Genomic DNA, 24,509 nt, shown 5'->3' with positions numbered 1-24,509 from the left:
TCAAAAATAATAACGTTATGAAGAGAAAACTTCGCATGGGTATGGTCGGAGGCGGAAACGATGCCTTTATTGGCGCTGTACACCGTATTGCTGCTTTTATGGATGGCAAGATTGAACTGGTTTGTGGTGCATTTAGTATTGATCCACAGATTTCAAAACAATCTGGAGAAGACTTATTTGTAGCTCCTGAGCGTGTCTATCTAAACTATGAAGAGATGATCGAAAAAGAATCTTTGCTTCCCGAAGGCGAACGCATGGATTTTGTAACGATCGTAACACCCAATTTTTTACATTTTGCTCCCGCTAAATTAGCGCTAGAAAAAGGTTTTGATGTTGTCGTTGAAAAACCAATGACAGTATCTGTTGAAGAAGCAAAAGAATTACAAGAAACGGTAGAACGTACTGGTCGTACGCTGTGCCTTACCCATACGTATTCAGGCTACCCAATGGTTAAACAAGCCAAAGCAATGGTCAAAGAAGGTCACTTCGGTAAGATCAGAAAGATTGTTGTTGAGTATCCACAAGGTTGGTTAAGTCGTTTAACGGAACGCGAGGGGAATGCTGGAGCCGCTTGGCGTGCAGATCCGAAACGCTCGGGTAAATCGTTGGTTATGGGTGATATCGGTACCCATGCTGCGCATTTAGCGGAATATGTATCGGGCTTAAAAATCCAAGAATTATGTGCAGACCTAACAACATTTGTTGAAGGCCGTCTATTGGATGACGATGGTTCGGTGCTTTTACGTTTCGAAAATGGTGCTAAAGGTGTATTGATGGCTTCACAAATTTCAGCCGGAGAAGAAAATGCTGTTCGTATCCGTATCTATGGTGAAAAAGGTGGATTGGAATGGGCGAATGAGGATCCGAACAATTTAATTATCAAAATGCTTGATCAACCTCGTCAGCTTTATCGCACAGGCAATGCTTACGCAGCGCCTTATACGTTGAGTTCTTTTGCAACACATAATACCCGTGTACCAGCGGGTCACCCTGAAGGGCTATTAGAATCATTTGCGAATATCTACCGTAATTTTGCGGCAACAGTTACAGCAAAACGTGAAGGAAAAACTCCTACAGCTGAACAACAGGATTTTCCAACAGTTTACGATGGCGTAAGAGGCATGGCTTTTATTGATACTGTCGTAAAAAATAACGAAGGAACAGAAAAATGGACTAAATTTGTTCTGTGATAGACAGATTAAAATATACACTTTCTCTTTTGGAACAGCAAACCGTTCCAAAAGAGAAAGTTATCGTTATCTTAGGGCCTACAGCTTCTGGAAAAACGAAACTGGCCGTCCAACTGGCCCAACACATTGATGCTGAAATCATCAGTGCTGATTCCCGCCAAATCTATCGAAGGATGGACATTGGTACGGGAAAAGACCTATCGGAATACCAAGATATTCCCTATCATCTTATCGACATTCATGAACCGGGAAAACGCTACAATCTTGGAAATTTTATTGCTGACTTCCGTCAAGCCCAACAATCCATTCTAGAAAAGGGAAAACATACCATCTTATGTGGTGGTACAGGTTTATATATTCAAAGTGTAATCCAAGAAAATCCCTATGCGCTGATCCCATCAATCGAAGGCTTCAAGGAGTCATTACTTGCATATCCAGAGACGGAGCTGTTAGCGCGTCTTCAGGAATATACACTACATGTGAACTTTCAAATCGATCTTTCGACCAAAAAACGTATCATCCGAGCAATAGAAATATTAGCGTTTTTAGAGAATCACCCCGATCACATCGTCCAGCAACAAGCGGTAGATAGCATTGTTATCGGATTAAATCCCCCGTTGGAAATCAGACGCGAACACATTAGCCAAAGATTAAAACAACGATTGAATGAAGGCTTCTTAGAAGAAGTGTGCGGGCTCTTGACAGAAGGTATTACACACGAGCAACTCCAATACTATGGTTTGGAGTATAAATATGCGTCACTCCATCTTCTTGGACAGCTCGATTATTCTGCTTTTACCACAAAACTGGAGACAGAAATACATCGCTATGCCAAAAGACAAATGACTTACTTCCGCAAAATGGAAAAAGACGGCATAATTATCCATTGGGTATAAACAGTACAATGATATAAAAACAAAAAAGGGTTAGTATCACTACTAACCCTTTTCGTTAATCTCTTTCTATTATAACTTGATTTCTTCATCCTTCGCATTGAAGAAATGGAATTCAGTTAGATAATATGACGTCATTGGATTTACTTTAATCCATTTTCCGTACTTCATGAACCATTTCATTCTTTTAGAAATCAAACCAGACTTAATGTAGGCGTCTATATAAGGGTGAACACATAAGGTCACCTTCTTTTCGTTCTGTTCTTGAAGAATAAAGCTCAAATTATTTTCAATATCATCCATGAGGACAATACTTGATCGGATTTCACCTGTACCATCACAAGCCGGACATTTTTCGTTTGTGACGATATTCATTTCAGGTCTAACGCGCTGACGTGTAATTTGAACCAATCCAAATTTACTTGGAGGCAAAATTGTATGTCTCGCTCTATCCGCTACCATACATTCTTTTAAGAACGTATACAACTCTTTTCGATGATTGGGTTTATGCATATCGATAAAATCGATGACTACAATTCCGCCCATATCACGCAAACGCAGCTGACGCGCAATTTCTTTTGCTGCTTCCATATTGACCAGCAATGCATTGTCTTCCTGATTCTCCTTATTAGCAGAACGGTTACCACTGTTGACATCAATGACATGCAAGGCTTCGGTATGCTCAATAACGAGATACGCACCGCCTGGCAACGTTACAGTTTTGCCAAATGCTGCCTTGATTTGCTTTTCAACTCCGAAATGATCAAAAATTGGCTCTTTATGTTTATAAAGTTTGACAATTTTCTCCAAGTCTGGAGATATATCGTGTATATATGATTTTGTTTCTTCGAAGATCGAAGGATCATTAACATAAATATGCGAAAACTCGTCTGTCAAAATATCCCGTAGAATAGTGGATGCACGATCCATTTCGCCAAGAACCTTTTGAGGCGGTTCAGCATTACGAAGACGTTTGGTAAATAGCTCCCATTTTGAGATCAGGTCCAATAAGTCACGTTGTAGTTCTTCAACACCCTTACCCTCGGAAACTGTACGAATGATAACGCCAAAATTAGCTGGCTTAATTCCTTCGACAATCTTTTTCAGGCGGTTGCGTTCGTTACTACCTTTGATACGCTTGGAAATGGAAACAGTACTTGAGAAAGGTACCAAAACGACAAAACGACCCGCTATTGAAAGGTCTGAACTCAGACGCGGTCCTTTTGTTGAAATGGGTTCTTTGGCGATTTGTACTGGCACGAGCATATTTTTGCTCAAGACATCAGAGATCTTACCAGCTTTATCGATATCCTTTTCAAGTTTTAAACTATTGAGCAGTTTCTCTTGATAACTGCCATTCTTCACTATACGCGTAAGCTTTAGCAAAGATTGAACTTGAGGACCCAAATCTAAATAATGTAGAAAAGCATCCTTTTCGTAGCCTACATCTACGAAAGCTGCATTAAGCCCAGGCATAATTCGCTTAATACGTCCGAGATAGATATCTCCAACGGCGAAGTTATTATTTGCGGGCTCGCGGTTAAGTTCAACAAGCTGCTTATCTTGTAGTAAAGCAATAGTTACCCCTTTATCAGGAGTTGAATCGATAATTAATTCCTTTACCAAAAGCTACTCATTTTTGATACCTATGCAATATCCTATCGCAATCTTGGGTATCCGATTAAACATTTAAAGAACGTTGTTACGAAAAAAACAATCTACATCCCCTTCACAGACATGTAGATCGTTTCGTAAAGCTATCTCAGCAAAATGGGCCAAGATGTTTAAAAGCTTATCACAAGACTATTTTTTCTTGTGTCTATTTTTTCTTAAACGTTTTTTACGTTTGTGAGTAGCCATCTTGTGTCTTTTTCTTTTTTTTCCGCTTGGCATAGCTAAATTTTTTAATGATTATAAAATAATAAATTAATTACTTGCTCAATTCCGCGATCTTTCGATCGATGAATTGTGATAGGGAAGGATCGGCTGCCAGTTCCTTACTTTTTTGAAAAGCTGTAACGGCTTCCTTTTTCATCCCAATATTTTCATAGCCTGTGGCTAAGTAAAAGTATGACTCAGCATCGGGTTTTTGATCGATAACGGTCTTAAAACGCTCGATGGCTTTGTCAAACTGACGGGATTGTAATGAAAACAATCCCAAAGTTTTGTTTGCTTCTAAGTTTTTAGGATCGGCAGCAACGACTTCTCGCAATAAGGCAATACCTGCCATAGGGTTGTTCGTTCCTGATACCATTGCGGCACCCAATCCTGTTTTTGCATCCAAACTACTTGTATTCGCTTTTAACGCAGCCTCATATGCATGAATAGCATTTTGATTCAACGCTTGGGCTAAAGTAGAATCCTGCAAATTTGTATAAGCGGCACGATAAGCATTACCTGCTTTCAACCAATATTCAAACTTCGGTGAAACCTTTGCCATTTCCTCATAGATGAAAGCCTGAGGGGCTGGTTTTGCGACATCATCCCACTTATTTGCCAACTGTTGCAACAGCTTTATCTTATCCTCTCCAGAAGCTTTTGCAACTTGGCCCTCAATATCGGAAATTTCTTTGACTAAACTAGCATCTAAACCTTGTTTTGTCATCGAAGATATATTTTCCAAATTTACTTCATTGGAAGGCTTCGACTCAGATGCTGCAGCAGTTTGTTTTTCTTTGTTCACCAAACCTTTAATAGGCTGTGCTAAAAGCACAGCAACCAAGGCTACTACTGATCCTATTACTATTATCTGTTTGGTTTTTGCCATTTTAATCTATTTTAAAGATTATTTATTGCCATTCTTTACTTTCTCTACGAAAATTTTAGCTGGCTTGAAACTAGGAACAAAGTGTTCAGGGATAATGATTGCTGTATTTTTTGAAATGTTTCTTGCAGTCTTCTCAGCTCTTTTTTTGACTACGAAGCTACCAAAACCTCTTACATATACATTTTCTCCTCCGATCATTGCGTTTTTGACAACTTTAAAGAACGCCTCTACGGTTTCTTGAACATCTACCTTCTCTAAGCCAGTTTTGGTAGAGATTTCTGCAATAATTTCTGCTTTAGTCATATCTATTTTACTGTAATTATTTATTTTTCAACCCTTAAGCCAACTAATGTTTGGGGATGCAAAAGTATTGTTTTAAAATGAGTAATGGAAATTATTTAAATACTTTTTTGATAAATAAGCTTCCAAAAGCCAAACATTTACAATCAATTAACGAGACATTCCGTCCAACCAACCATTAAATAGACCTCAAAAATAAAAACAATTATCTAATTTACAAGATGTTGGCTTATTACTTGTCATATAAAAATCAATATATGCCAATTGCATGACTTAGCTGGTCCAAATCTGCTTTGGTATGGTGCGCGTTTACCACAATCCGATTTAATAAGGGGTCTGTAGCGAGGGGATAAGGAAAACTTGAAACCAGTATTCCAGCATTCATCAGCCTCGCATAAAGGCCCGTATCCATTGAAGAAAAGACCGGAAAATGAGCAACAGCGTTTAATCCAGACTCCATATGCGCTTTGAAGGAATCAATATTATATTGCAGCTTTTCGAATTGCTGTAGATAGATCTGCTCTCCATGAACAAATGCATATAAGCTCGCTGGTGAACTTGGAGAAGCCCCTGTATAAAAGTTTGATCGCTTGAGATACTTGATCCGTTCCTCATCGGCCAAAATCAATCCAGCATCTGTTGCCAGGCCTTTTGCCAAGGATGCGACGACGATCAGTTCGATATTAGTTTGCTGAAAACTACTTTTATCCAATGAAATGCTATTCTTGCGCAAAATTCCTATTCCGTGGGAATCGTCCAAGAGCAGTATAATCTTTTTGTCCGGATCAATACGATTGAAAACAGTGAAATCGTACAATTCTGGCCGCATATTGTCCAAGCTGTTGCTAACGATGACAAATGATGTTTGGGCTGAATGATTGATATACTCGATCGTTGTATTGGCCCACTCAACAAAATGCCCAGTTGCGACGGGCCTCTTATCCAGCCATAAAGAAGGGTGACAAGCGGGAGCGTACAATACTTCTCCTTCGGTCGCCAAGGTTCTTACAAGAAATTGCGTTGCCAGATATCCACTTGAGAGCAACAGGCTTGCTTCAAAACCAAAACGCTTTGCGGCATATTCTTCGGCTTGATCAAATATGGCCTGTTGCACATTATTATTTCGTGAAGTGCCGTTGTTGATACCATACCGCTGTATACCTTCTATGAAAATAGAAGCATATGCTTTATCTGTTGCCAGCCCTAGATAGGAAGTTCCACCAAAAAAAAGATATTCTTTACCGCCGACCACAATAACGCGACCTGTTGGTTGTTCTAAATGCGTAAAATTATTCATCTATGTATAGCCGATTCATTTTATTAGCGGGTCAAAACCGCGGGGTTAGCGATATGCTGTGGATCGCCCTCGGAAAAGGCTACAATATTCTCAAAAGCAAGTCTAAATAATTGTTCGTAACCATTTTTCTCCACATAGCCAATATGTGGCGTACAAAGTACATTTGGCAGTTGCAATAACGGATAGTTCGGATCAAAGATTGGTTCGGACTCATAGACATCTACCGCAGCCATCCCCGGAACACCTGTCTCGAGCGCGGTCAATAGTGCCCCCTCTTCAACCAACTCAGCACGAGAGGTGTTGACAAAAAGCGCGGTGGGCTTCATAGACCGGAGATCTTCGAGCTTTACGACACCTCGCGTCTCAGGCACTAACCTAAGGTGTAAAGTAACAACATCTGAAAAATGAAAAAAATCGGATTTACTAGCAGCAGCTAAAAAACCATCTCTTACAGCTTCTTCTCGGGAATTTTCGCTTCCCCAAACAATTACTTGGGCACCAAAAGCCCTTGCATATTGCGCTATTCGCTTCCCTATTTTTCCATAGCTCCATATCCCTATTGTTTTCCCGGCGACACAATCTCCTATGTTCGTTTGCCATAGGCCTTTGTCCATATCTGAAAGAGCCTTAGGTAAACCACGTAGGGCATTCATGATCAAAAGCCAGGTCAACTCAGCGGGAGCAACAGGAGAGCCCATGCTTTCAGCAACAGCCACATGGAAACGGCTACAAACAGCCAAATCCAAATGGTTTGAAATTTTGCCCGTCTGGCTAATTAGCTTTAGCTTGGGAAGCTGAGACAACAGGTATTCTGTAATCCGCGTCCGTTCTCTGATGAGCACTAGCGCTTCCGTATCGCTCAATTTTTCGGCCAGTAAAGCCGGATCTGAATAGGACTGTTTCAATATTTGGACATCGTGACCATCAAGAATTTTGAAACAGTCCAACTTTCGGACAGCGTCTTGATAGTCATCTAAAATGGTTATTCGCATTTTTTCTGACTTAATTTTAAACTCTTATTTTCAATATCAAACGAAAGTAAAATGACTTTTATATCCGCTATAAGTACGTCGCATATAAAAGCAATTTTTCGCGTTCTCCACTGTCCATTGCGGAACTTATTTATGGAGGAAATTTTGTTTTTCGATATCAATTTACAGCATAAAGTTGGAATCCTGCAATTCGTCATGATATTTTGACATTCCATCCACTCTTTTTCGCAGGACCACTTACAGCCGCTGATATTTGAATAAAATTAAAGAAAAATGAAGCTGTTATTAACCTTACTATTTTTAAGTATTACCATCGTATCTGCGCAGTCCATCTTGAAAGGGAAAGTGCTGGGCAAAAACGGCAAACCTATATATTTAGCCAATGTTTATATTGAAGGCACTTATGATGGTGGCACCACCGATTCCCTTGGAAATTTCGTATTTGAGACCAGTGAACAAGGCACTAAAATCATTAAAGCGTCTGTTGTGGGCCTCCCAACATATAACAGGCCTATCCAGCTACCTCAAAAAGAATTGCTGATTATTCAAATGCAAGAAAGCGAGAATCGCTTACAGGAAGTCACGATTCAGGCGGGGGTTCTACAAGCCAATAGCTCCGGAAAAAACACGGTAATGAGTCCATTGGATATTGTCACTACGGCAGGCAGCATGGGAAACATCATCAGCGCACTGGCAACATTGCCCGGAGCACAGGTTGGGGGCGAGAATGGACGTCTTATGGTTCACGGTGGAGATGCTTCCGAAACACAGACCTACATCAATGGAATCAGAGTAGCCCAACCTTACACCGCAACACCAAACGAAGTTCCTGTAAGGGGCAGGTTTTCGCCCATGCTCTTTAAAGGCGTGAATTTCTCTACAGGCGGCTATTCTGCAGAATTTGGTAATGCGCTGTCCAGCATTCTAGCGCTAAACACCGAAAATACCATAGAGCAGTCCAAAACAGAGCTTTCGCTATCTTCCGTTGGATTAGGGCTAGGACATACCTTACAATGGGGCAAAAACTCTCTCACCTTCAACAGCAGTTATACAAACTTAAAACCCTATTCCAAAATTATTACACCAGATATAAAATGGACGAAACCCTATGAAAACGCTTCTGGAGAAATGATCTATCGCCATCAGTTTAAAGAAGGTTTTCTAAATATTTATGGGGCTTACAATTTCGAAAATATGGGACTTTACCAAGCGGACATCAATTATGAGCAACCCGTCCCATTGAAAAAGAAATCCAACAATGCCTACGCCAACATCAGCTACAGTCAGAATTTGGGGAACCGATGGACATTCCAGTCTGGTATTGGCCTAGGCTACCTGACCGATAAGCTGCATTACGATGACGTTTACCTACCTAATGAAGAAAAGAGTCTTCACTTAAAAGGAACGCTAAGTAAGATCTGGAACAATAAGATTAAAAGTATCGGAGGAATAGAATATTTCGACACGAATTATCAAGAAGAATATCACCGACAAACCCTTGGCTATAGCTATGGTTATCATAGCAAGATGACCGCTGTATTTACGGAAACTACCTTCGGCATCCTCCCGAACTTGATCGGGAAGATCGGCTTACGAGAAACTTCCTCCAATTTGCAGGCGAAGAGCACGTTAGAACCGAGGGCTTCGCTGGGCTATGCATTAAATAAATATACGCAGCTATCACTTGCTTATGGGAACTTCCATCAGCAGGCGCCAACACCGCTGTTAAAATATGCTCCACAACTTGACTGGATGGAGGCCAATCATTATATCGCAAATTATTTCTATTCGCGTGGAGGACACTTACTTCGCTTAGAAGCCTATCACAAAGAATATAACAATTTGGCAAAATACAACAGTATAACTCCAAAATATGACAGCCAATATGACAATAACGGAAGCGGTAAGGTCAAAGGCTTTGACTTATTTTATAAAAACAGCAGCAGCATCAAAAACCTCCAATACTGGATTTCATATTCCTATACCGACAGTAAGAGAAATGAAGCGAATTATCCGACGACAGTCACTCCCCCTTACGTTTACAAACACAGTTTCTATATCGTTGGAAAATACTGGCTATCAAGCCTACGTTCACAGCTCAGTTTGACAAATTCGTTTGTATCCGGCAGAAATTACAATGATCCCAACCAAACAGTATTCATGAATGGCCATACAAAAGGCTACAATAGTCTGTCTATGAGTTGGTCGTTTCTTTACAGCCAGCAAAAAATTATCCATTTCTCCGTCAGTAATGTTCTTGGCGCTAGCCCAATCTATGGGTATCAATATGCAGACCGGCCAAATTCACAAGGAATCTACGACCGCAGACCGATTGTCCCTACTGCCAAACGCTTTGTATTTCTAGGCTATTTTTGGACAATCAGTAAAAATGAAAAAGACAATCAATTGGACAATCTATAATAAACATCAGCTCATCATCGAAATACGTCGGTCCATCCAGAATTATTTCTGTTTGCAGAAAAGGATTACCAACTTCAAGAACATTCAATATCAGATACATCAAACACAACAACAATAACTTAGAAAATATTTACTACTAAAAACGAAAGATCATGAAATCATTTATTATCGCCATCATCTGCCTTATAAGCGGCAGCACATTTGCACAAAGCAATTTTGAAAAAAGTATGGGACAAGCCATGAGCCTATGGCAATCGGGTGAGACGCAGAAAGCGGCCGCTCTTTTAGAACGTATTTCACAGGCAGAAAAGGACAATTGGATTCCTGCCTATTATCAGGCCATGGTACTGACAACAGCATCCTTCAGGGAGAAAAATAAAGAGACACAGACAAAATATATACAGTCTGCAGAAGAAATATTAAACAATAGCGCCCAGGACAATAATTCAGAATGGCTTGTGCTGAGAGCGATGAACCAAACGGCATTGATGATTACAGATCCGATGACAAAAGCCAAAGAGCTTTCACCTAAGATTATAGGTCTATATAAAAAAGCCATCACCCTTGCGCCAAATAATCCACGAGCGGTATTGGGATTAGCGGAATTCCAAATAAACGCAAAAAAATATTTCAACCAGGATACCAGCAAAGAATGTGAGGATGTAAAGAAAGCACTATCTTTATTCGGTGAAGAGAAAACTACTACACCATTTGCACCTTCATGGGGCAAAGATCGGGCAGAACAGTTGATAAAAGAATGCAAATAACATTTTGTGAAGAAAACACCATTTAAAGCTATTATACAAGCATTACTTGCAAGCTTGGTCATAACCATCTATTTTGTGGTTGTGGCCAAACTTGACCACAATGATGTCCCTTGGATATCCATCATCTTTCATCCTAATATGGTCAGAGGTTTACTATACGGATTTTTTCTCTTTCTAGGTCATAGCTATCTATCGAAATGGGTCGGGAGCAAATACCCAAGCAGTAAAGATTTTGGGAAAAAGATGATTGTTTTTTACAGTGTCAGTTTCTTCTTGACCATACTGGTCGTTTTTATTGTCAATGCATTTTTTTTCGGACTGTTTAATCCCGGTATTACCCAAAATTTCCAGCAACGTTTCCACCAATTCATTCACCAACAACGTGTTGCATATTATTTTCAAACTGCGATGATATCGTGGTGCATTTCGATGATTTTTTTTGGATTCTATTTCTATAAAAGATTCAAAGATTATCAAATCAAAGAATCTCATCAGGAAAAACAGCAAATAACAGCACAATTTGAGTCGCTCAAAAATCAACTCGATCCACATTTTTTGTTCAACAGCCTGAATGTATTGAATGGATTAATTGAAGAAAGCCCCAAAAAGGCCAGCATGTTTACCACGGACCTTTCTAAGATATATCGCTATGTATTGGAGCAAAAAGACAAAAGCCTCGTTTCTTTACAGGATGAGCTTACTTTTTCAAGGGCCTATTTAAACCTCTTGAGTCTTCGCTTCGAAGCCGGTATACAGATCGATTTACAGATCAATGCGGAACAACATACTGGTTGTATATTACCCCTTTCCCTTCAATTACTGATCGAAAATGCAATCAAACACAATATTATTTCGGTCAGGAAGCCTCTTTTATTGAAGATTTATCGAAAAAATAATTACCTCTATGTTGAAAATAATCTTCAAAAGAAGAAAGTGCTCCATGATCATTCGGGAATCGGTCTGAAAAATATTCAGGAACGTTACGCTATACTGTCCAATCTATCTGTACATCTTCAGGAAACTGATATTTTATTTTCTGTCGGACTGCCCATCATCAATGAAATAATCTCTTAAAAGTAACTTGTTCTTAAACAAACATGCAAGAGGTAATCGCAGCAAAACTAATAGCATAGGCACAACGATGATCGATAAATTAAACAATACAACGGTCTGATGATCGATAAGCATGCAAAAAACAATGAAAATAGTAATTATAGAAGACGAACTCCCATCAGCTAGATTACTCCAAAGAAAACTGGAGAACCTCGGCTACACGGTAGCTGCTGTACTGCAGACTGTGGAAGAGTCTATCGAATGGTTTATGTCAAATACCGAACCTGACCTACTGTTCTTGGATATTCAGCTCTCCGATGGGATTTCATTTGACATCCTTGAGCAGGTGAAGCCTAATTCGGCCATTATTTTTACCACCGCATACGATGAATATATGTTGAGGGCATTTAAACAAAATAGCATCGATTACCTCCTGAAGCCTATTGAAGATGAAGAGCTGAAAAATGCTATTGAAAAATTCCGTCAATTAAGACACCCAAAGCCACAGCTCGATCTGGCATCTTTTGAAGCTTTATTTAGAAACACTGTCCAAACATATAAGGAACGTTTTACCATCAAAATAGGCCAAAACCTAAAAGTAGTGACCACCCAGCAAATCGAATGTATTTACAGCGAAAACAAAGGCACTTACCTTTATACCAATGAAAAAGGGAACTATCTTTTGGACCAAACATTGGATGCGCTGATGCCACAACTATCCCCTAAGGATTTCTTTAGGATCAACCGAAGCACTATAGTTCAATTTGATGCTATCAAAAATATTGCTGTACATTCTAATGCCCGGTTAAAAATATACCTTAAGCATTATGAATCGGATGAGCTCATTGTTTCACGGGAGAAAGTCACGGCCTTCAAAAACTGGCTTGACAATTAATCTAGTCCTCTCTAAAAAGTGCTTTAGCGCAATTACTTTGCAAGTGAAATAGACTATCATAAAAAATGGTCCTGTCAAGTTTAGCTTTTGGAAGGTAAACCAAGCAGATGTGGGATCCATTAATCTAAGCTACATATTGATTCGATAATTTAGCGGAATACTAAATCGAAGAGACACCGCGAACCCCTTTATCGGATTGTAATCTTTTTTTTCATTGATGGAAAATCCATAACCAAAGTCAATATCCACCAATGTGGCCAAACTCACTCCAACTTTGGGCGTAAAGGTATACGGAGTAAGCTCTGCACGAACAAAGGGAGTTAAGACATATGTTTGAGGATAATACGTTACTGCAGCCTCAGGTATCACGGCAAACTTCTTTTGTGTCCAAGTAAAGTTGGCTGTGGCATCTGCTCGGAGAATATGATCTCCTATAAAAGGAAATGCGAAATAAGCACCAGTTTTTATTATACTCCCTTTCTGAAACTGGTAGCTTAACGTCGGACCGATTAAGTGGTCTTGCGCTTTTAGGTTGCTAACTATAGCTAACAACACAACAAGTGACCCCAGGAGTTTATAAATCGTCTTACTGCGCATTTCTCAATTAATAAATATGAAAATTGAGCGGAATATTTACCCCTACTGAAACGGTAATTCCGTCAATCGGCTTAAAATTTTTCTTAGTATTGTAATCAAATCCATAACCTATTCCCAGATCCACAATAGAGAATAGACTGGCACCAACTTTTGGCGTTATGGTATAAGGTGTTAACTCTGCTTTTACAAAAGGAAAAACAACAAAATCATTTAGATAATAGGTAAACCCCAGCTCTGGAATAACAGTCGTTTTACCTTCCATCCAGCTGAAATTGGCTCCTGCATCAATTTTCATATATTGAAAATCATTAGGTGCAAATAATCCCCAACCCGAAACTTTCAGGAAATTACCACTTTGATACTGATACCCTACTGAAGGACCCCAAATCCATTTATTATGCTGTTTCCATGGCTTATCTTGTGCCATAGACAACGTGGAAAAGAGAAGAAGGATAGTAAATAACGATAATATTCTTAGTTTCATCCAGCTAAATTACAAACTATAATCTATTTTATGGAATACAACAGGTGCATGCCAGAATAGTTTTACTTAAAACAGAAAAACAATAAATATATACGCCTGCAGTAAACCAATAAAATTATGGTTTGTACCTATTTAATGGGGTAATATCTTGATTCTGATAAATTGTGATCTTTCGTTCAGCGATCCTTCTTCACCCCAGTAACCGTCTACATGGTTGGCAGCAGTATAGATACAACCGTCCTTGCCCCAGAACATTAACTCTTCTTTCCATGTTGGCATCCACTCTTTAAAACTAATAAAAAGCATCGGTGTCACCTTTCCTTGTTTCACGTGGAAGAGTTGCAGGTCGCCCGTCGATTCATAGGGGTCGGCGTGCAAGGTCATTAGGTAATTTTTATCGGCAGAGAAGAAGGGATAATCCCCACATTCCACAATAAGATGACCATCCTGTTTATCAAAAAGCCGCACATCAGCACTTTCCCAATAATTCCCATCAACAGCAAAAGCATTTAAAAAATCATAATGCCCTTTATAAGAATAGCTGGCTTCTAATTCATTATCGATATCCTTATCCTTAAATGTTAGCTTTTTCCCATTTGTCAACGGCAATTCCAAAATCTTTCCATTTTTCGGATAAGACAGGGTATCCTTAATCAAGTAGTTTTTAGCCGTATTCCGAGCGGCTAAGAACGTTTGCTCATCAACCAACTCTAGCTGGAGATACTTATCTAAAGAATGTCCATTTTCGTAATGCATTTCTTTACCATTTATCGTCAGTGAAACGATTGAATTTAAATCTTTGGGAGAGATTGTAATTTTATCTTGTTTCCCCAGCTTGGACTTCGCTACATAGACCTTTTCCCATCGTGTTACATCACCTTTTTCTCCATTGTTACCGCTATAATCGCGCTGGATACGATCCATTACGGCAATCCATTCTCCTTCTTCACCGATCACATCGAGCTTGGTACCATAGGGATATCTTCCTAATAGCGGGGCAGCCTTATCCGCGCCTTGTCTAAGCTCGGCTCCAGCTCGATCAACAACATAGGTATTTTTTAAAACCTTCGTCTTGTCAAAGTCAATTGGCAAAGGAGGAAATTTAGCTGCAGCCATCGTATCCTTCACAGCGACTGTTTTAAATTCAGCAGAATCCTTTAAATCCGCACCTTTGACTTTTGTATTGTGTCCACAGCTTAAGATTCCCATGGATAACGTCGCTCCTAGGAATAAAGATAGGGGTGAAAATAGCGGTCTATTCATAAAGGTCAAGGTAGCGATTCCCATGCCAAAAAAAAATACTGGTTTTCAGGGGTTCTTTGAGAGCCAATACTATTATCAATAAAATTCATAGTTTTAGCAACCTAAAATCGAACACTCTTTCCAAATGTGGACGAGATCATTTGAAGAACATATCTACAACTATGAAGGTTCATTAAAAAACGCCGGATTTCTAATCTTTTAGCCACAAATTTTTCCTTTCAATTTGTAGACCGCCAATTGACTTCCTTGAATGGACAATGGTCATTATGATTGCTACAATGATGGTCAAGAAGCGGAAAAAATTGCTCCATCCATTTCCAGCAGCATTGTCCGAAACATCAAAAATCATCCAAGCCGAATTCATCAAAACATGAAGTGCTATCGGTATCCAAAGGTTAAACTTCCACTCAGCATACAACCACGAAAATAGGATAGAGCCGAAGAAAGTCATACCGAAAATCAGGACCAATTCTCCCAAATCCTGACTCTGATAAAGATGTAGTAAAGCAAACAGGAGTGATGTAGCTAAAATGGATGGAATAAAACCTAGTCGGGTATAGCGAAAAACTAGACCAAAAAAATAGGCACGAAAGATCATTTCTTCAAAGAATCCTGATGACACACTATTTATTAATAGCGCGTTTGGATCTATTTTCCGATTTAAGGTAAAAACAAAGGCATAACCCAAGAACATCGGTAAGGTAGCTATTATTCCAAAAGAAAGCCCCTGTAAAAAATTGCCTTTCAACCCAAATTTTTCCAATAATTCATTCTGCCCTTTCGGTTTAAGCAGCATTGCCCCAAAAAGCAACGGTACAAGGCTAATTGAATAGGTCAGTACATGCCCCAAAAATCTACTTTGGACATGGTTGATTATCATGGATTGAAGGGGAGCAAAAAACAAATAATCGAGGATAAAATATATTCCGAAGAAGAGAAATAATACCAGCAGGTTTAAACTTTTTGTGTTCATCTTTTTTTGAACAAAATTATGCTACCCAAGACGAGTATACAAAGTTATGTGGCGTATGGCAAGATTTAGGGACGATTGACCAAAACGTGGGTGGTCAGTCCGACAAATAGGGTCTAACTGATTCTATAGCAGACCTCGAAATAACAGCACAATCTTCAGTATCTGCAAAACGCAACAAAAAACCTTGGGCATTCCCCTCCTTTACAAGGATTTTTTCAAAATTGACAAGAAAGGACCGATGACATCGGTGAATAGACATTGTATTCAACAGTTCAGATAAACGGCTTAACGTAATTCGTACCATCTGCTTCTTTACCATACCATCCTTCCTAAAGTAGATCATGCAATAATTATCCATCGATTTTGCAAAAATAAAATCGCTTGGCAGTAACTTTAACGGTTGATTACCATTGGGAATATCGACCAGGGCCAAATGGCAGTCATTCGCTTGGCTCAATATCATAGCTGGCTTTATTGAAAGACTTTTTATCGACGAGTTATTCTTTTCATGATTCGAATGACGCTTATCAACTCGAAGCAAAAAATAAATTGCTGCAATAGGGCTATAAAGTGAAAGCGTGTAACATCCAATATAGGGCAAATTATTCCACTGCAACGGGGCCTGATTGATGAACCAACCATGATAGACGAAATTTAAAAAACTTGATAATAGGAACACAAGAAAAATACGAAATAGTTCTATCGCAACTGTTCCTCTTTTTTTACGCAGGATGATAGAAATTAAGGCATATGCAATGGATAAAATGGCCCCGTATCCGGATAATAAGCTAAATTTATAGGCATTCTCAAAATTATACGTTCCAAATGGCTGAAAAACCAGTAGAAATACATAAGCTGATAAGCCGAGTAAGAGGGCATAGGTGAGCAGCTCTCTTATGGAGACAATCTTGGGAATTACGATATTTAAATAATTTATAATAGATTTTTTATATATCATGATTGGATAAATTTAGCATTTTTCTTGTGATTAACAGCGTACATTACACAAAGACTTCTTCAAAAAAGGCCGCAGAGCAAAAATTTATAGTGAAAAAATTGAAATATATTGAATTTATAATTTAACTTAGAAGATATTTTTTCAAGCACATTAGTTAGCTTGAATTAAAATTGATTTGTCATATTATATTTTAACGTAATTCTCCAAGCTATGCGTTTAGGTCAACTACTTACTTTATTTCTTTGTTCGGCTTTTGTACATGTTATCCAAGCACAGGAAAAGCAAGTTTTAATAGAAAATGTCAAACTGCTCGACTATACAACTCAAACCTTAACTCCACCAAAACATGTTTTAATAAACGGAAACACAATTCAGACCATCAGTACATCCCCTATTGACGCACAAGGAAAGAATATCGTCAGAATTGACGCTAAAGGCAAAACACTGATACCTGGATTGATCGATGTGCATGTCCATTTGGTATTTGGAGCTTTGACAATGCCTCAAATGATGACAAATGACCTATCCGAGGACTTCTTGATCAAGACGGTGGGGCTATCGGCTCAACAGATGTTAATGCGGGGTTTTACAAGTGTACGTGATGTCGGTGGCCCCATATTTCCATTAAAAGCAGCGATCGACAAGGGCAAGCTTTTAGGGCCTAGAATCTGGCCTTCTGGTGCCGTTGTAAGCCAAACTGCAGGGCATGGAGATTTTCGGACACCGGAGGAAAAATCGCGTCGTTTTTTCGGCATTGTCTCTCGTGCGGAGCGATATGGAGCAACCTTCATCGCCGATGGTCGTGATGAGGTCCTGACTGCAGTAAGAGAGAATCTAAGATTCGGGGCAAGTCAAATTAAACTCATGGCAGGCGGAGGAACTTCTTCAGCATATGATCCTGTGGATGTCACCCAATATACGCTAGACGAAATGAAAGCAGCAGTAGATGCAGCCGAAGACTGGGGAACCTATGTCACCGTACATGCGTATACGCCAAGAGCAATTCGAAGAGCGATCGAAGCTGGCGTAAAATGTATAGAGCATGGACAATTGCTCGATGAAGAAACTTTAAAGCTAATTGCAGAAAAAAATATCTGGCTTAGTTTACAGAATCTTGTGGAAGATACACCCAATATGGATCCACAACGAAGAATCAAGCGTAAGCCTGTCATTGAAGGTCAAGAAAAAGTATGGCCTATGGCTAAGAAATATGGAGTAAAACTAGCTTGGGGTACAGATTTCCTTTTTGAACCGAACCTGAATAAATTGCAGAATACTTTTATTTTGCGCCTTCAAAAGTGGTTTACAAATGCCGAAATCATTAAAATGATTACCCAAGACAATGGCGAGCTTCTGCAGCTTTCGGGATTAAGAAGTCCTTATCCTGGCAAGCTGGGAACAGTAGAGGAAGGAGCGTTGGCAGATTTAATCCTTGTAGACGGAGATCCTCTTAAGAATTTAAAACTATTGGCAGATCCAGAAAAAAACTTTCTGCTAATCATGAAAGACGGTCAGATTCATAAAAATAGCCTCCAGAAACGTTAATATTTCCAAGGTCAAATTTATTGTATATCGAAAATACAGTATATTAAGTTTATAAAATGTATTTTCGATGACATCAGTTAAAAGGGGCTATTTGGGCCCTTAAAGGTGAAAAAGGAATCAAACAATTTTTACCATCACTAGGTGCAGGCGGTTGCATTACGGTATAATTTATTTGAAGAGTAAACACCTTTGCATTTAATTGATTAGTTTTGCGTTTAAACGATAAATCAAAGCATTCGGTGGCATTATTATTCAACGACGGACGTCCAGTAGTAAGACTAAGAGCATTTCGGGCTATCGACGATCCCCAAACCTGTGAACGTTTCATAGAAGGACACGCGCACGTGTTAACTGCTATAGGCGTAAAGAAAGTAACTTCTTCCAAAAATGACTGGATGTACAATCCCGCATCATTCGTATTGATCGTAGAATCCCTTGATGGCGATAAAGTCTATGGTGGAGTACGTATACACGTATCTGGTGGGAGCGAACCACTTCCCATTGAACAGGCTACGGGAGCGATGGATGCTAAAATCTTAGACCTTGTTTATGATTATGCGCAACAGGGGACAGGTGAAGGTTGTGGACTTTGGAACTCCAGGGAGATTGCTGGATATGGCATTGGCAGCATATTTTTGACGAGAGCTGGTGCCGCCATCAGTACACAGGTTGGCATTAAATCACTCTTTGCTTTATGTGCTCCTTACACAGTGAAATTAGCAGAAAGTGTTGGCTACCGCATTGATACAAGTGTTGGAAATAATGGCACATTCTATTATCCGAAGCTGGATCTACTGGCTACCGTAATGATTATGCGCAATCTAGACACCTTGACCGAAGCCGATCAGGAAAACAAAGATGCAATTTTGTCGCTTCGTAATAATTCCAATATTGTCCGCATAGAAACTTTACGGAATAAGGAGATTGAAATTCATTATCAAATCGATATTCCGAATCTCAATCAATGGGATTTAAATGAAATTATTAAAAACCTGAAACATACATCATTAGATCATAAACCAGATGATCGTAATTTAAATATCTTATAATGGACACTAAACATTATGGTGCCGGCTATCTAATGGATACCGGTGATTTTCTTAAACAATTAAAAATACATTCATATACTCCTTTTAATACGATTAAAGAGGGGGTTGTTGTCGATCTTGGCTGTGGAACAGGAATGGATGCCGTCAATTTGGCTAATATGCTGGGCCATAATGTACTTGTCGTTGGATTAGATCATGATAAGGCCTTAATCGAGCATGCCAAAACAAGCAGTGTAGAGGTAAAGAACGTCGACTTTGTTCAGGGTGAAGTTTATCAACTTAGCTTTACAGATAATTCCATTTCTGGCATTAGAATGGAACGCGTTGTACAACATCTGCTGGAAGCGCCAAAAATGTTTGCTGAGGTTCACCGTGTTTTGCGTGAAGGTCAACCCTTAGTGATCGTTGAGACCATTTGGAACAGCCTGACGTTTTACAGCAAGCATGTTGACATTGAGGCTAAGATATGTCATTATTTGACCGAAGAAAAAGTCAACAATGGCTGGGCTGGGAATAAATTAACTTCAGACCTATTGACTCAAGGCTTTAAACAAGTTCAATTGCAAACATTCTGTATGGTAGCCCGTTCGAAAGAAGAGGCCAACCGCTATCTTTTCTTAGATAAAATTCTTCTGGAGATGGTCGAAAAAGAGAAGTTAAGTACAGCTGAAATGGAGGAATTTCAAAATACATTGGATCAAGCTGATGAAGCGGGTTGTTTCCTTGTTTCTATGAATTTAGTTATTGCCGAAGCAAAAAAATAGCATATAGTGATGAAATGCTGGCTTAACTTGATCTTCTTATTTATTTTTACGTGCAGTTCAACTTGTTTTGGAGAGGTTATTATCGATAAACCGACACAGCGTGTATTGATCGGATATGGTTTGGAGCGTTATACCGGGAAAGGAGAGCCTAACTTTGCAGATACTTCGGCTTCCTCCTTTCAATCGTTAGAAAGCAAGGTCCCCAATTTGGGCATATCACCCGCTGACATCTGGTTTCGATTGCCCGTGACAAACAAGGGCAAAGAAAAGCTTGAACTCTTGCTCGAAATCGCCTATCCCCTCTTGGATGAGGTCGAACTTTTTGTACCGTCATCAAACGGGCATTATAACTCGATCAAGCTGGGCGAACATCAATCTTTTTCGGCGAGAAAATATAAGGTCCCTAATTATGCATTCGACATTCAATTACCTGGAAATGAGAAGACCATCTTTTTTCTTCGCATAAAAAGTACGGAACAGATTATTCTTCCGATCTATTTAAGTAACGAGCGCAGTTTCTTAAAAGAGATGAATGACGACAGTTTGTTAAGCGGCATCTATATTGGTATTGTCGGCATTATGGCGATATACAATTTATTCCTGTTTTTTTCTGTTCGTGAAAGAGGCTATCTGTATTATGTCCTTTATGTTCTTTGTGCAGGAATAACACAAATGGGTATTAAAGGTTACAGTTTTCAATATTTGTGGCCAAATTGGACTTATTTTGCAACAAAGGGCCCTATTATCTTTGGCTGTTTATCAGGCTTATGCGCCCTACTTTTTGCAGATTCATTTCTTCAATTGCCGAAAAATGCTCCTCGGTCAAGACGTGTGATTACTGTTTTTATCATCCTATTTGTCATTGGCAGCCTTCTTACACTGCTCAACCTGACGCAACCAGCGTTCATGGTTATGCAGCTAACAACAGGAGCTGGGTCTTTATTTGTCCTGTACTTATCCTATCGTGTGATGATAAATGGTTATAAACCGGCTAAATATTTTGTTTACGGTTGGACAATTTTATTATTAGGTTCTGTCGTGTTTTTATTGAAAGACTATGGCATCTTAAAATATAACGATTTTACGAGCAATGCTGTACAAATTGCATCTGTTGTGGAGATGGCCTTATTGTCCTTCGGTCTAGCCTATAGTATCAATATTTTAAAAGAAGAAAAAGAAGCATCACAAGTCAGGGAATTAGCAATCTCGTTAGAAAACGAGAAGTTAATACGTGAACAAAATATTGTATTGGAACAAAAAGTAGATGAGCGGACACGTGAATTAACAGAATCTAATGAGTCTCTACAAACCACTCTTACTCATTTAAAGGAAACGCAATCTCAACTTGTCGAAGCCGAGAAGATGGCCTCCCTTGGTCAATTGACTGCTGGTGTTGCGCATGAGATCAACAACCCAATCAACTTTGTTACGTCTAATGTCGCTCCGTTAAAACGTGATATTAAGATGATCTGGGCAACGCTGGAGGAAGTAGAGCGTATCGCTTTTAAAGAGGGGATATCCGATACTGAAAAGCAATCTCAGATCAAAAAATTCAAAGATGACCAGGATATCGATTATCTGAAAACAGAGGTAGATTTTCTATTAAAGGGGATGCATGATGGGGCCCATCGGACTGCCGAAATAGTAAAGAGTTTGCGGATCTTCTCACGCGTAGACGAGGATACATTAAAATTTGCCGATTTAAATGAAGGGCTGGAGTCAACAATGGTTATCCTCAATAGCTTATTAAATAACACGATTGAAGTTGATAAGATCTATGGCGATATGCCAAAGGTCGAATGTCATGCCGGAAAACTTAATCAAGTCTTTTTGAATATCGTGACAAATGCTATTTACGCCGTAAATAAAAAGTTTAATCACGATGTTGGTGGTAAAATATGCATTGAGACCGGAGTTCATGAGGATAATACAGCTGTGTTTATCAAAATCGCAGACAATGGTATCGGTATTCCAAAAGAAATCCATGAACGGATATTTGAACCATTTTTTACAACGAAAGACGTCGGCGAAGGTACTGGTTTGGGAATGTCCATTGCCTATAATACCATTGCGAAACATCATGGTAAGATTATTGTAGATTCAGAAGTGGGACAGGGCACAAGTTTTACACTCCTCATTCCAATTCAACAAAACAATTAATACCATTATAAACTGAAAATAGTTCAATTAACTATTATTTTTTCATATCTTTTGTAAGGGAATAAAACCATATAATAAAATTATGCAGAGGGAGCTTGAAATATTATATATCGATGACGAAGTAAACAATTTGGTTAGCTTTAAAGCGAACTTTAGATACGATTACGCTATCCATACAGCATCCAATACGAGTGAGGCCGAGACGATCCTTAATGCTCATCCTGATATCCGTATTATCTTCTGTGACCAACGTATGCCGGATGAGATGGGCATCGATTTTTTGCACCGCATTAAAAAAGATTTTCCAAAACCAATCCGTATTCTTTTAACGGCTTATGCCAATATGGAAACTGTAATTGATGCAGTTAATAAGGGCCATATTTTTAGATTTGTCCGAAAACCCTGGATGAATGAAGAAATCGTTTCCGCTATAGAAGAAGCAAATAAATTTTATGTTGCAAACTCTATGCTAGAAGTTAAGAATCAAGAGCTACAAAAAGCTTATGATGAATTAGATAAATTCGCATATAGTGTTAGTCATGATCTTCGTGATCCATTGACAGGGGTTCTTTCTGCGGTGAAACTTGGATTAGAATTTGACAGCATAGATCGTATTCATGAGTTGTTATCACTAATGGATAGTTCATTGGTAAGCTTAGATGCTTATATTGACAGTCTGCGAGACTATTATCTCTTACGAAGAGGCGAACTTATGTTGTCAGCCATAAATTTCGAAGAGCTCTTTGACAATATACGTCAGTTTTACAGTATGTACACGCAAAATAAAGATGTTGCTTTTGAAATTTCAGTGGATCAAAAAGAGATCTTTAGCGGAGACAAAGCACTTCTAGAATTAATTTTGCATAATCTTCTTTCTAATGCGTTTAAATATCAACGTAAAGGGCAGGAAAACCAGTACGTCAAACTCTCCGTATTCGTATCAGAACGTAAAGCCAAAATTATTGTGAGTGACAATGGAATAGGCATATCTCCAGAGTATGTTGAAGATATCTTTAAATTATTCTTTAGAGCAAGTGATCAAGCTAAAGGCATGGGGTTTGGGCTCTATAATGTTCAGAACGCACTCTTAAAACTACAGGGGAAAATTGAAGTGCAATCACAACCAAATCAGGGCACAACCTTTACAGTCATTATACCGAGCAAATAAGGCCTCTCACTTTCTGCAATCCTATGCGATTGCAGCAAATAGTATTATAAAGCAAACAGACATTTTAAATAAAAGTTGACTTTCCTAAAATTACAATCTTTTAGGAAAGTAGCTTTTGCCGTAGCAGAAACTCCAACTGATCATTTGAAGTCTCAAGTTGAGAATTCGTCTCCACAATCTTTTGACGCTCAGCATAGACATCATAAGCGCGTTGAATCGTTTGATCGAGCTCCTCTTCACTCCACGGCTTATTGAGGTAATGAAAGATTTTTCCTTTATTGACAGCATCAACGACAGCTGCCATATCTGTGTACCCTGTCAAAAGGATACGCATTGGAGCTGCATTGATCTTAATAATCTCTTCCAAAAACTCTACACCGGTCATTTCCGGCATCCGTTGATCAGTAATGATAATATGTATTTGGTTGTTTTTGACAATATCGATTGCATCGGCACCACTAATTGCCGTAAACACTTTATACTTTAGTCGAAATGTCGCTTTAAAAGAAAACAGATTGTTTTCTTCGTCGTCAACGTACAATATCGAAATCTTCTTGTCTTCCATAAGCTTATCGTCTGAAATACAAATTTACGTAATAAATTCGCTGAATTAATAACAGATTAAAGAGTTTTATGTTTTCCTAGCAGAAATAATACGTGATCTCTGATAAAATAATGGATTAGTTATCCGAAAATTATAGCATCAGACGCCGGAAAAATGATTTAAAGTTAATATCTCCACAACGGTAATAATCCAACTTGTATTAGACACAAAAAAGCCATCCTACATTTGTAAAACGGCTTTTTTGAAAGTGACCCCGCTGAGGCTCGAACTCAGGACCCACAGATTAAGAGTCTGTTGCTCTACCAACTGAGCTACGAAGTCATTCGATAATCCAAATGTAAGGTTCACCGTAGAAAAAGTCAAGTGGAAAAGAATATTTTTTTGACTTTTATGACATTCAAGCGAGAT

General features: G+C 39.0%; 22 protein-coding genes and 1 tRNA gene. 11 read left to right on the top strand and 12 right to left on the bottom strand.

Annotation, left to right across the window (positions count from 1 at the left end; genetic code table 11):
- The first annotated feature begins 17 nt into the window (after positions 1-17).
- Positions 18-1,190 carry a Gfo/Idh/MocA family protein gene (locus ACHWSC_RS09245; protein ID WP_075990358.1) on the top strand — a complete coding sequence of 391 codons (1,173 nt, stop codon included), beginning with the start codon at positions 18-20 and terminating at the stop codon, positions 1,188-1,190.
- Complete coding sequence (gene miaA, locus ACHWSC_RS09240; RefSeq protein ID WP_394676536.1) at positions 1,187-2,086, top strand: tRNA (adenosine(37)-N6)-dimethylallyltransferase MiaA; 900 nt, start codon at positions 1,187-1,189, stop codon at positions 2,084-2,086. Before ACHWSC_RS09245 ends, miaA begins: the two co-directional genes overlap by 4 nt.
- Before the next feature lie 69 nt (positions 2,087-2,155).
- Here miaA and ACHWSC_RS09235 read toward each other — a convergent pair whose 3' ends face one another.
- The 5 genes from ACHWSC_RS09235 to ACHWSC_RS09215 all read right to left on the bottom strand — a co-directional run bounded on the left by ACHWSC_RS09235 (position 2,156) and on the right by ACHWSC_RS09215 (position 7,439).
- A complete protein-coding gene (locus tag ACHWSC_RS09235; protein WP_046673301.1) occupies positions 2,156-3,709 on the bottom strand; it encodes an Rne/Rng family ribonuclease in 1,554 nt (517 codons plus the stop codon).
- A gap of 304 nt (positions 3,710-4,013) precedes the next feature.
- On the bottom strand, positions 4,014-4,850 hold the full coding sequence (locus ACHWSC_RS09230) for a tetratricopeptide repeat protein (RefSeq protein WP_070562796.1): 837 nt from the start codon (positions 4,848-4,850) through the stop codon (positions 4,014-4,016).
- 18 nt (positions 4,851-4,868) lie between these two features.
- The gene (locus ACHWSC_RS09225; RefSeq protein ID WP_046673299.1) at positions 4,869-5,153 is read right to left on the bottom strand and encodes an HU family DNA-binding protein; all 285 of its coding nucleotides are present in this window, start codon (positions 5,151-5,153) and stop codon (positions 4,869-4,871) included.
- Between the two features lie 247 nt (positions 5,154-5,400).
- A complete protein-coding gene (locus ACHWSC_RS09220) occupies positions 5,401-6,447 on the bottom strand; it encodes an 8-amino-7-oxononanoate synthase (RefSeq protein ID WP_394676535.1) in 1,047 nt (348 codons plus the stop codon).
- Between the two features lie 23 nt (positions 6,448-6,470).
- Complete coding sequence (locus ACHWSC_RS09215) at positions 6,471-7,439, bottom strand: D-2-hydroxyacid dehydrogenase family protein (RefSeq protein WP_394676534.1); 969 nt, start codon at positions 7,437-7,439, stop codon at positions 6,471-6,473.
- A gap of 273 nt (positions 7,440-7,712) precedes the next feature.
- On the opposite strand from ACHWSC_RS09215, the gene ACHWSC_RS09210 reads away from it, so the two are divergent.
- From ACHWSC_RS09210 to ACHWSC_RS09195, 4 genes are all read left to right on the top strand, one after another.
- Positions 7,713-9,860, top strand: a complete 2,148-nt coding sequence (locus ACHWSC_RS09210; protein WP_394676533.1) for a carboxypeptidase-like regulatory domain-containing protein — start codon at positions 7,713-7,715, stop codon at positions 9,858-9,860.
- A gap of 152 nt (positions 9,861-10,012) precedes the next feature.
- Entirely contained in the window at positions 10,013-10,627 is a 615-nt protein-coding gene (locus ACHWSC_RS09205) for a M48 family metallopeptidase (RefSeq protein ID WP_120335590.1), read from the top strand.
- Between the two features lie 6 nt (positions 10,628-10,633).
- On the top strand, positions 10,634-11,701 hold the full coding sequence (locus tag ACHWSC_RS09200; protein WP_394676532.1) for a sensor histidine kinase: 1,068 nt from the start codon (positions 10,634-10,636) through the stop codon (positions 11,699-11,701).
- Positions 11,702-11,825: 124 nt separating this feature from the next.
- Positions 11,826-12,575 carry a LytR/AlgR family response regulator transcription factor gene (locus ACHWSC_RS09195; protein WP_394676531.1) on the top strand — a complete coding sequence of 250 codons (750 nt, stop codon included), beginning with the start codon at positions 11,826-11,828 and terminating at the stop codon, positions 12,573-12,575.
- Positions 12,576-12,704: 129 nt separating this feature from the next.
- On the opposite strand, the gene ACHWSC_RS09190 is transcribed toward ACHWSC_RS09195, so the two are convergent.
- The 5 genes from ACHWSC_RS09190 to ACHWSC_RS09170 form a co-directional block, all read right to left on the bottom strand.
- Complete coding sequence (locus ACHWSC_RS09190) at positions 12,705-13,172, bottom strand: hypothetical protein (RefSeq protein ID WP_394676530.1); 468 nt, start codon at positions 13,170-13,172, stop codon at positions 12,705-12,707.
- 7 nt (positions 13,173-13,179) lie between these two features.
- Positions 13,180-13,656 (bottom strand): hypothetical protein, encoded by a 477-nt coding sequence (locus ACHWSC_RS09185; RefSeq protein WP_088163365.1) that lies wholly within the window; start codon positions 13,654-13,656, stop codon positions 13,180-13,182.
- 132 nt (positions 13,657-13,788) lie between these two features.
- Complete coding sequence (locus ACHWSC_RS09180; protein WP_394676529.1) at positions 13,789-14,919, bottom strand: hypothetical protein; 1,131 nt, start codon at positions 14,917-14,919, stop codon at positions 13,789-13,791.
- 190 nt (positions 14,920-15,109) lie between these two features.
- Positions 15,110-15,892, bottom strand: a complete 783-nt coding sequence (locus tag ACHWSC_RS09175) for a CPBP family intramembrane glutamic endopeptidase (RefSeq protein WP_394676528.1) — start codon at positions 15,890-15,892, stop codon at positions 15,110-15,112.
- Between the two features lie 94 nt (positions 15,893-15,986).
- Positions 15,987-16,850 carry a LytTR family transcriptional regulator DNA-binding domain-containing protein gene (locus tag ACHWSC_RS09170; RefSeq protein ID WP_394676527.1) on the bottom strand — a complete coding sequence of 288 codons (864 nt, stop codon included), beginning with the start codon at positions 16,848-16,850 and terminating at the stop codon, positions 15,987-15,989.
- Between the two features lie 210 nt (positions 16,851-17,060).
- On the opposite strand from ACHWSC_RS09170, the gene ACHWSC_RS09165 reads away from it, so the two are divergent.
- The 5 genes from ACHWSC_RS09165 to ACHWSC_RS09145 all read left to right on the top strand — a co-directional run bounded on the left by ACHWSC_RS09165 (position 17,061) and on the right by ACHWSC_RS09145 (position 23,536).
- A complete protein-coding gene (locus ACHWSC_RS09165) occupies positions 17,061-18,395 on the top strand; it encodes an amidohydrolase family protein (RefSeq protein ID WP_394676526.1) in 1,335 nt (444 codons plus the stop codon).
- 239 nt (positions 18,396-18,634) lie between these two features.
- Complete coding sequence (locus ACHWSC_RS09160) at positions 18,635-19,444, top strand: hypothetical protein (RefSeq protein ID WP_070562848.1); 810 nt, start codon at positions 18,635-18,637, stop codon at positions 19,442-19,444.
- A complete protein-coding gene (locus ACHWSC_RS09155; RefSeq protein WP_205400251.1) occupies positions 19,444-20,208 on the top strand; it encodes a methyltransferase domain-containing protein in 765 nt (254 codons plus the stop codon). Before ACHWSC_RS09160 ends, ACHWSC_RS09155 begins: the two co-directional genes overlap by 1 nt.
- A 9-nt stretch (positions 20,209-20,217) precedes the next feature.
- Positions 20,218-22,368: a 7TM diverse intracellular signaling domain-containing protein gene (locus tag ACHWSC_RS09150; protein ID WP_394676525.1), complete on the top strand. Its 2,151-nt coding sequence runs from the start codon at positions 20,218-20,220 to the stop codon at positions 22,366-22,368.
- An 82-nt stretch (positions 22,369-22,450) separates the two neighbouring features.
- Positions 22,451-23,536 (top strand): hybrid sensor histidine kinase/response regulator, encoded by a 1,086-nt coding sequence (locus ACHWSC_RS09145; protein ID WP_120335599.1) that lies wholly within the window; start codon positions 22,451-22,453, stop codon positions 23,534-23,536.
- Between the two features lie 100 nt (positions 23,537-23,636).
- Here the strand turns inward: ACHWSC_RS09145 and ACHWSC_RS09140 are convergent, their stop codons facing one another.
- Positions 23,637-24,101 carry a response regulator gene (locus ACHWSC_RS09140; RefSeq protein ID WP_046673283.1) on the bottom strand — a complete coding sequence of 155 codons (465 nt, stop codon included), beginning with the start codon at positions 24,099-24,101 and terminating at the stop codon, positions 23,637-23,639.
- 248 nt (positions 24,102-24,349) lie between these two features.
- Positions 24,350-24,422 (bottom strand) — tRNA-Lys (locus tag ACHWSC_RS09135).
- Positions 24,423-24,509: the final 87 nt, after the last annotated feature.

The organism is uncultured Sphingobacterium sp., assembly GCF_964277905.1.
Lineage (GTDB): Bacteria > Bacteroidota > Bacteroidia > Sphingobacteriales > Sphingobacteriaceae > Sphingobacterium > Sphingobacterium siyangense.
This window is presented reverse-complemented; position numbering and strand designations above follow the sequence as displayed.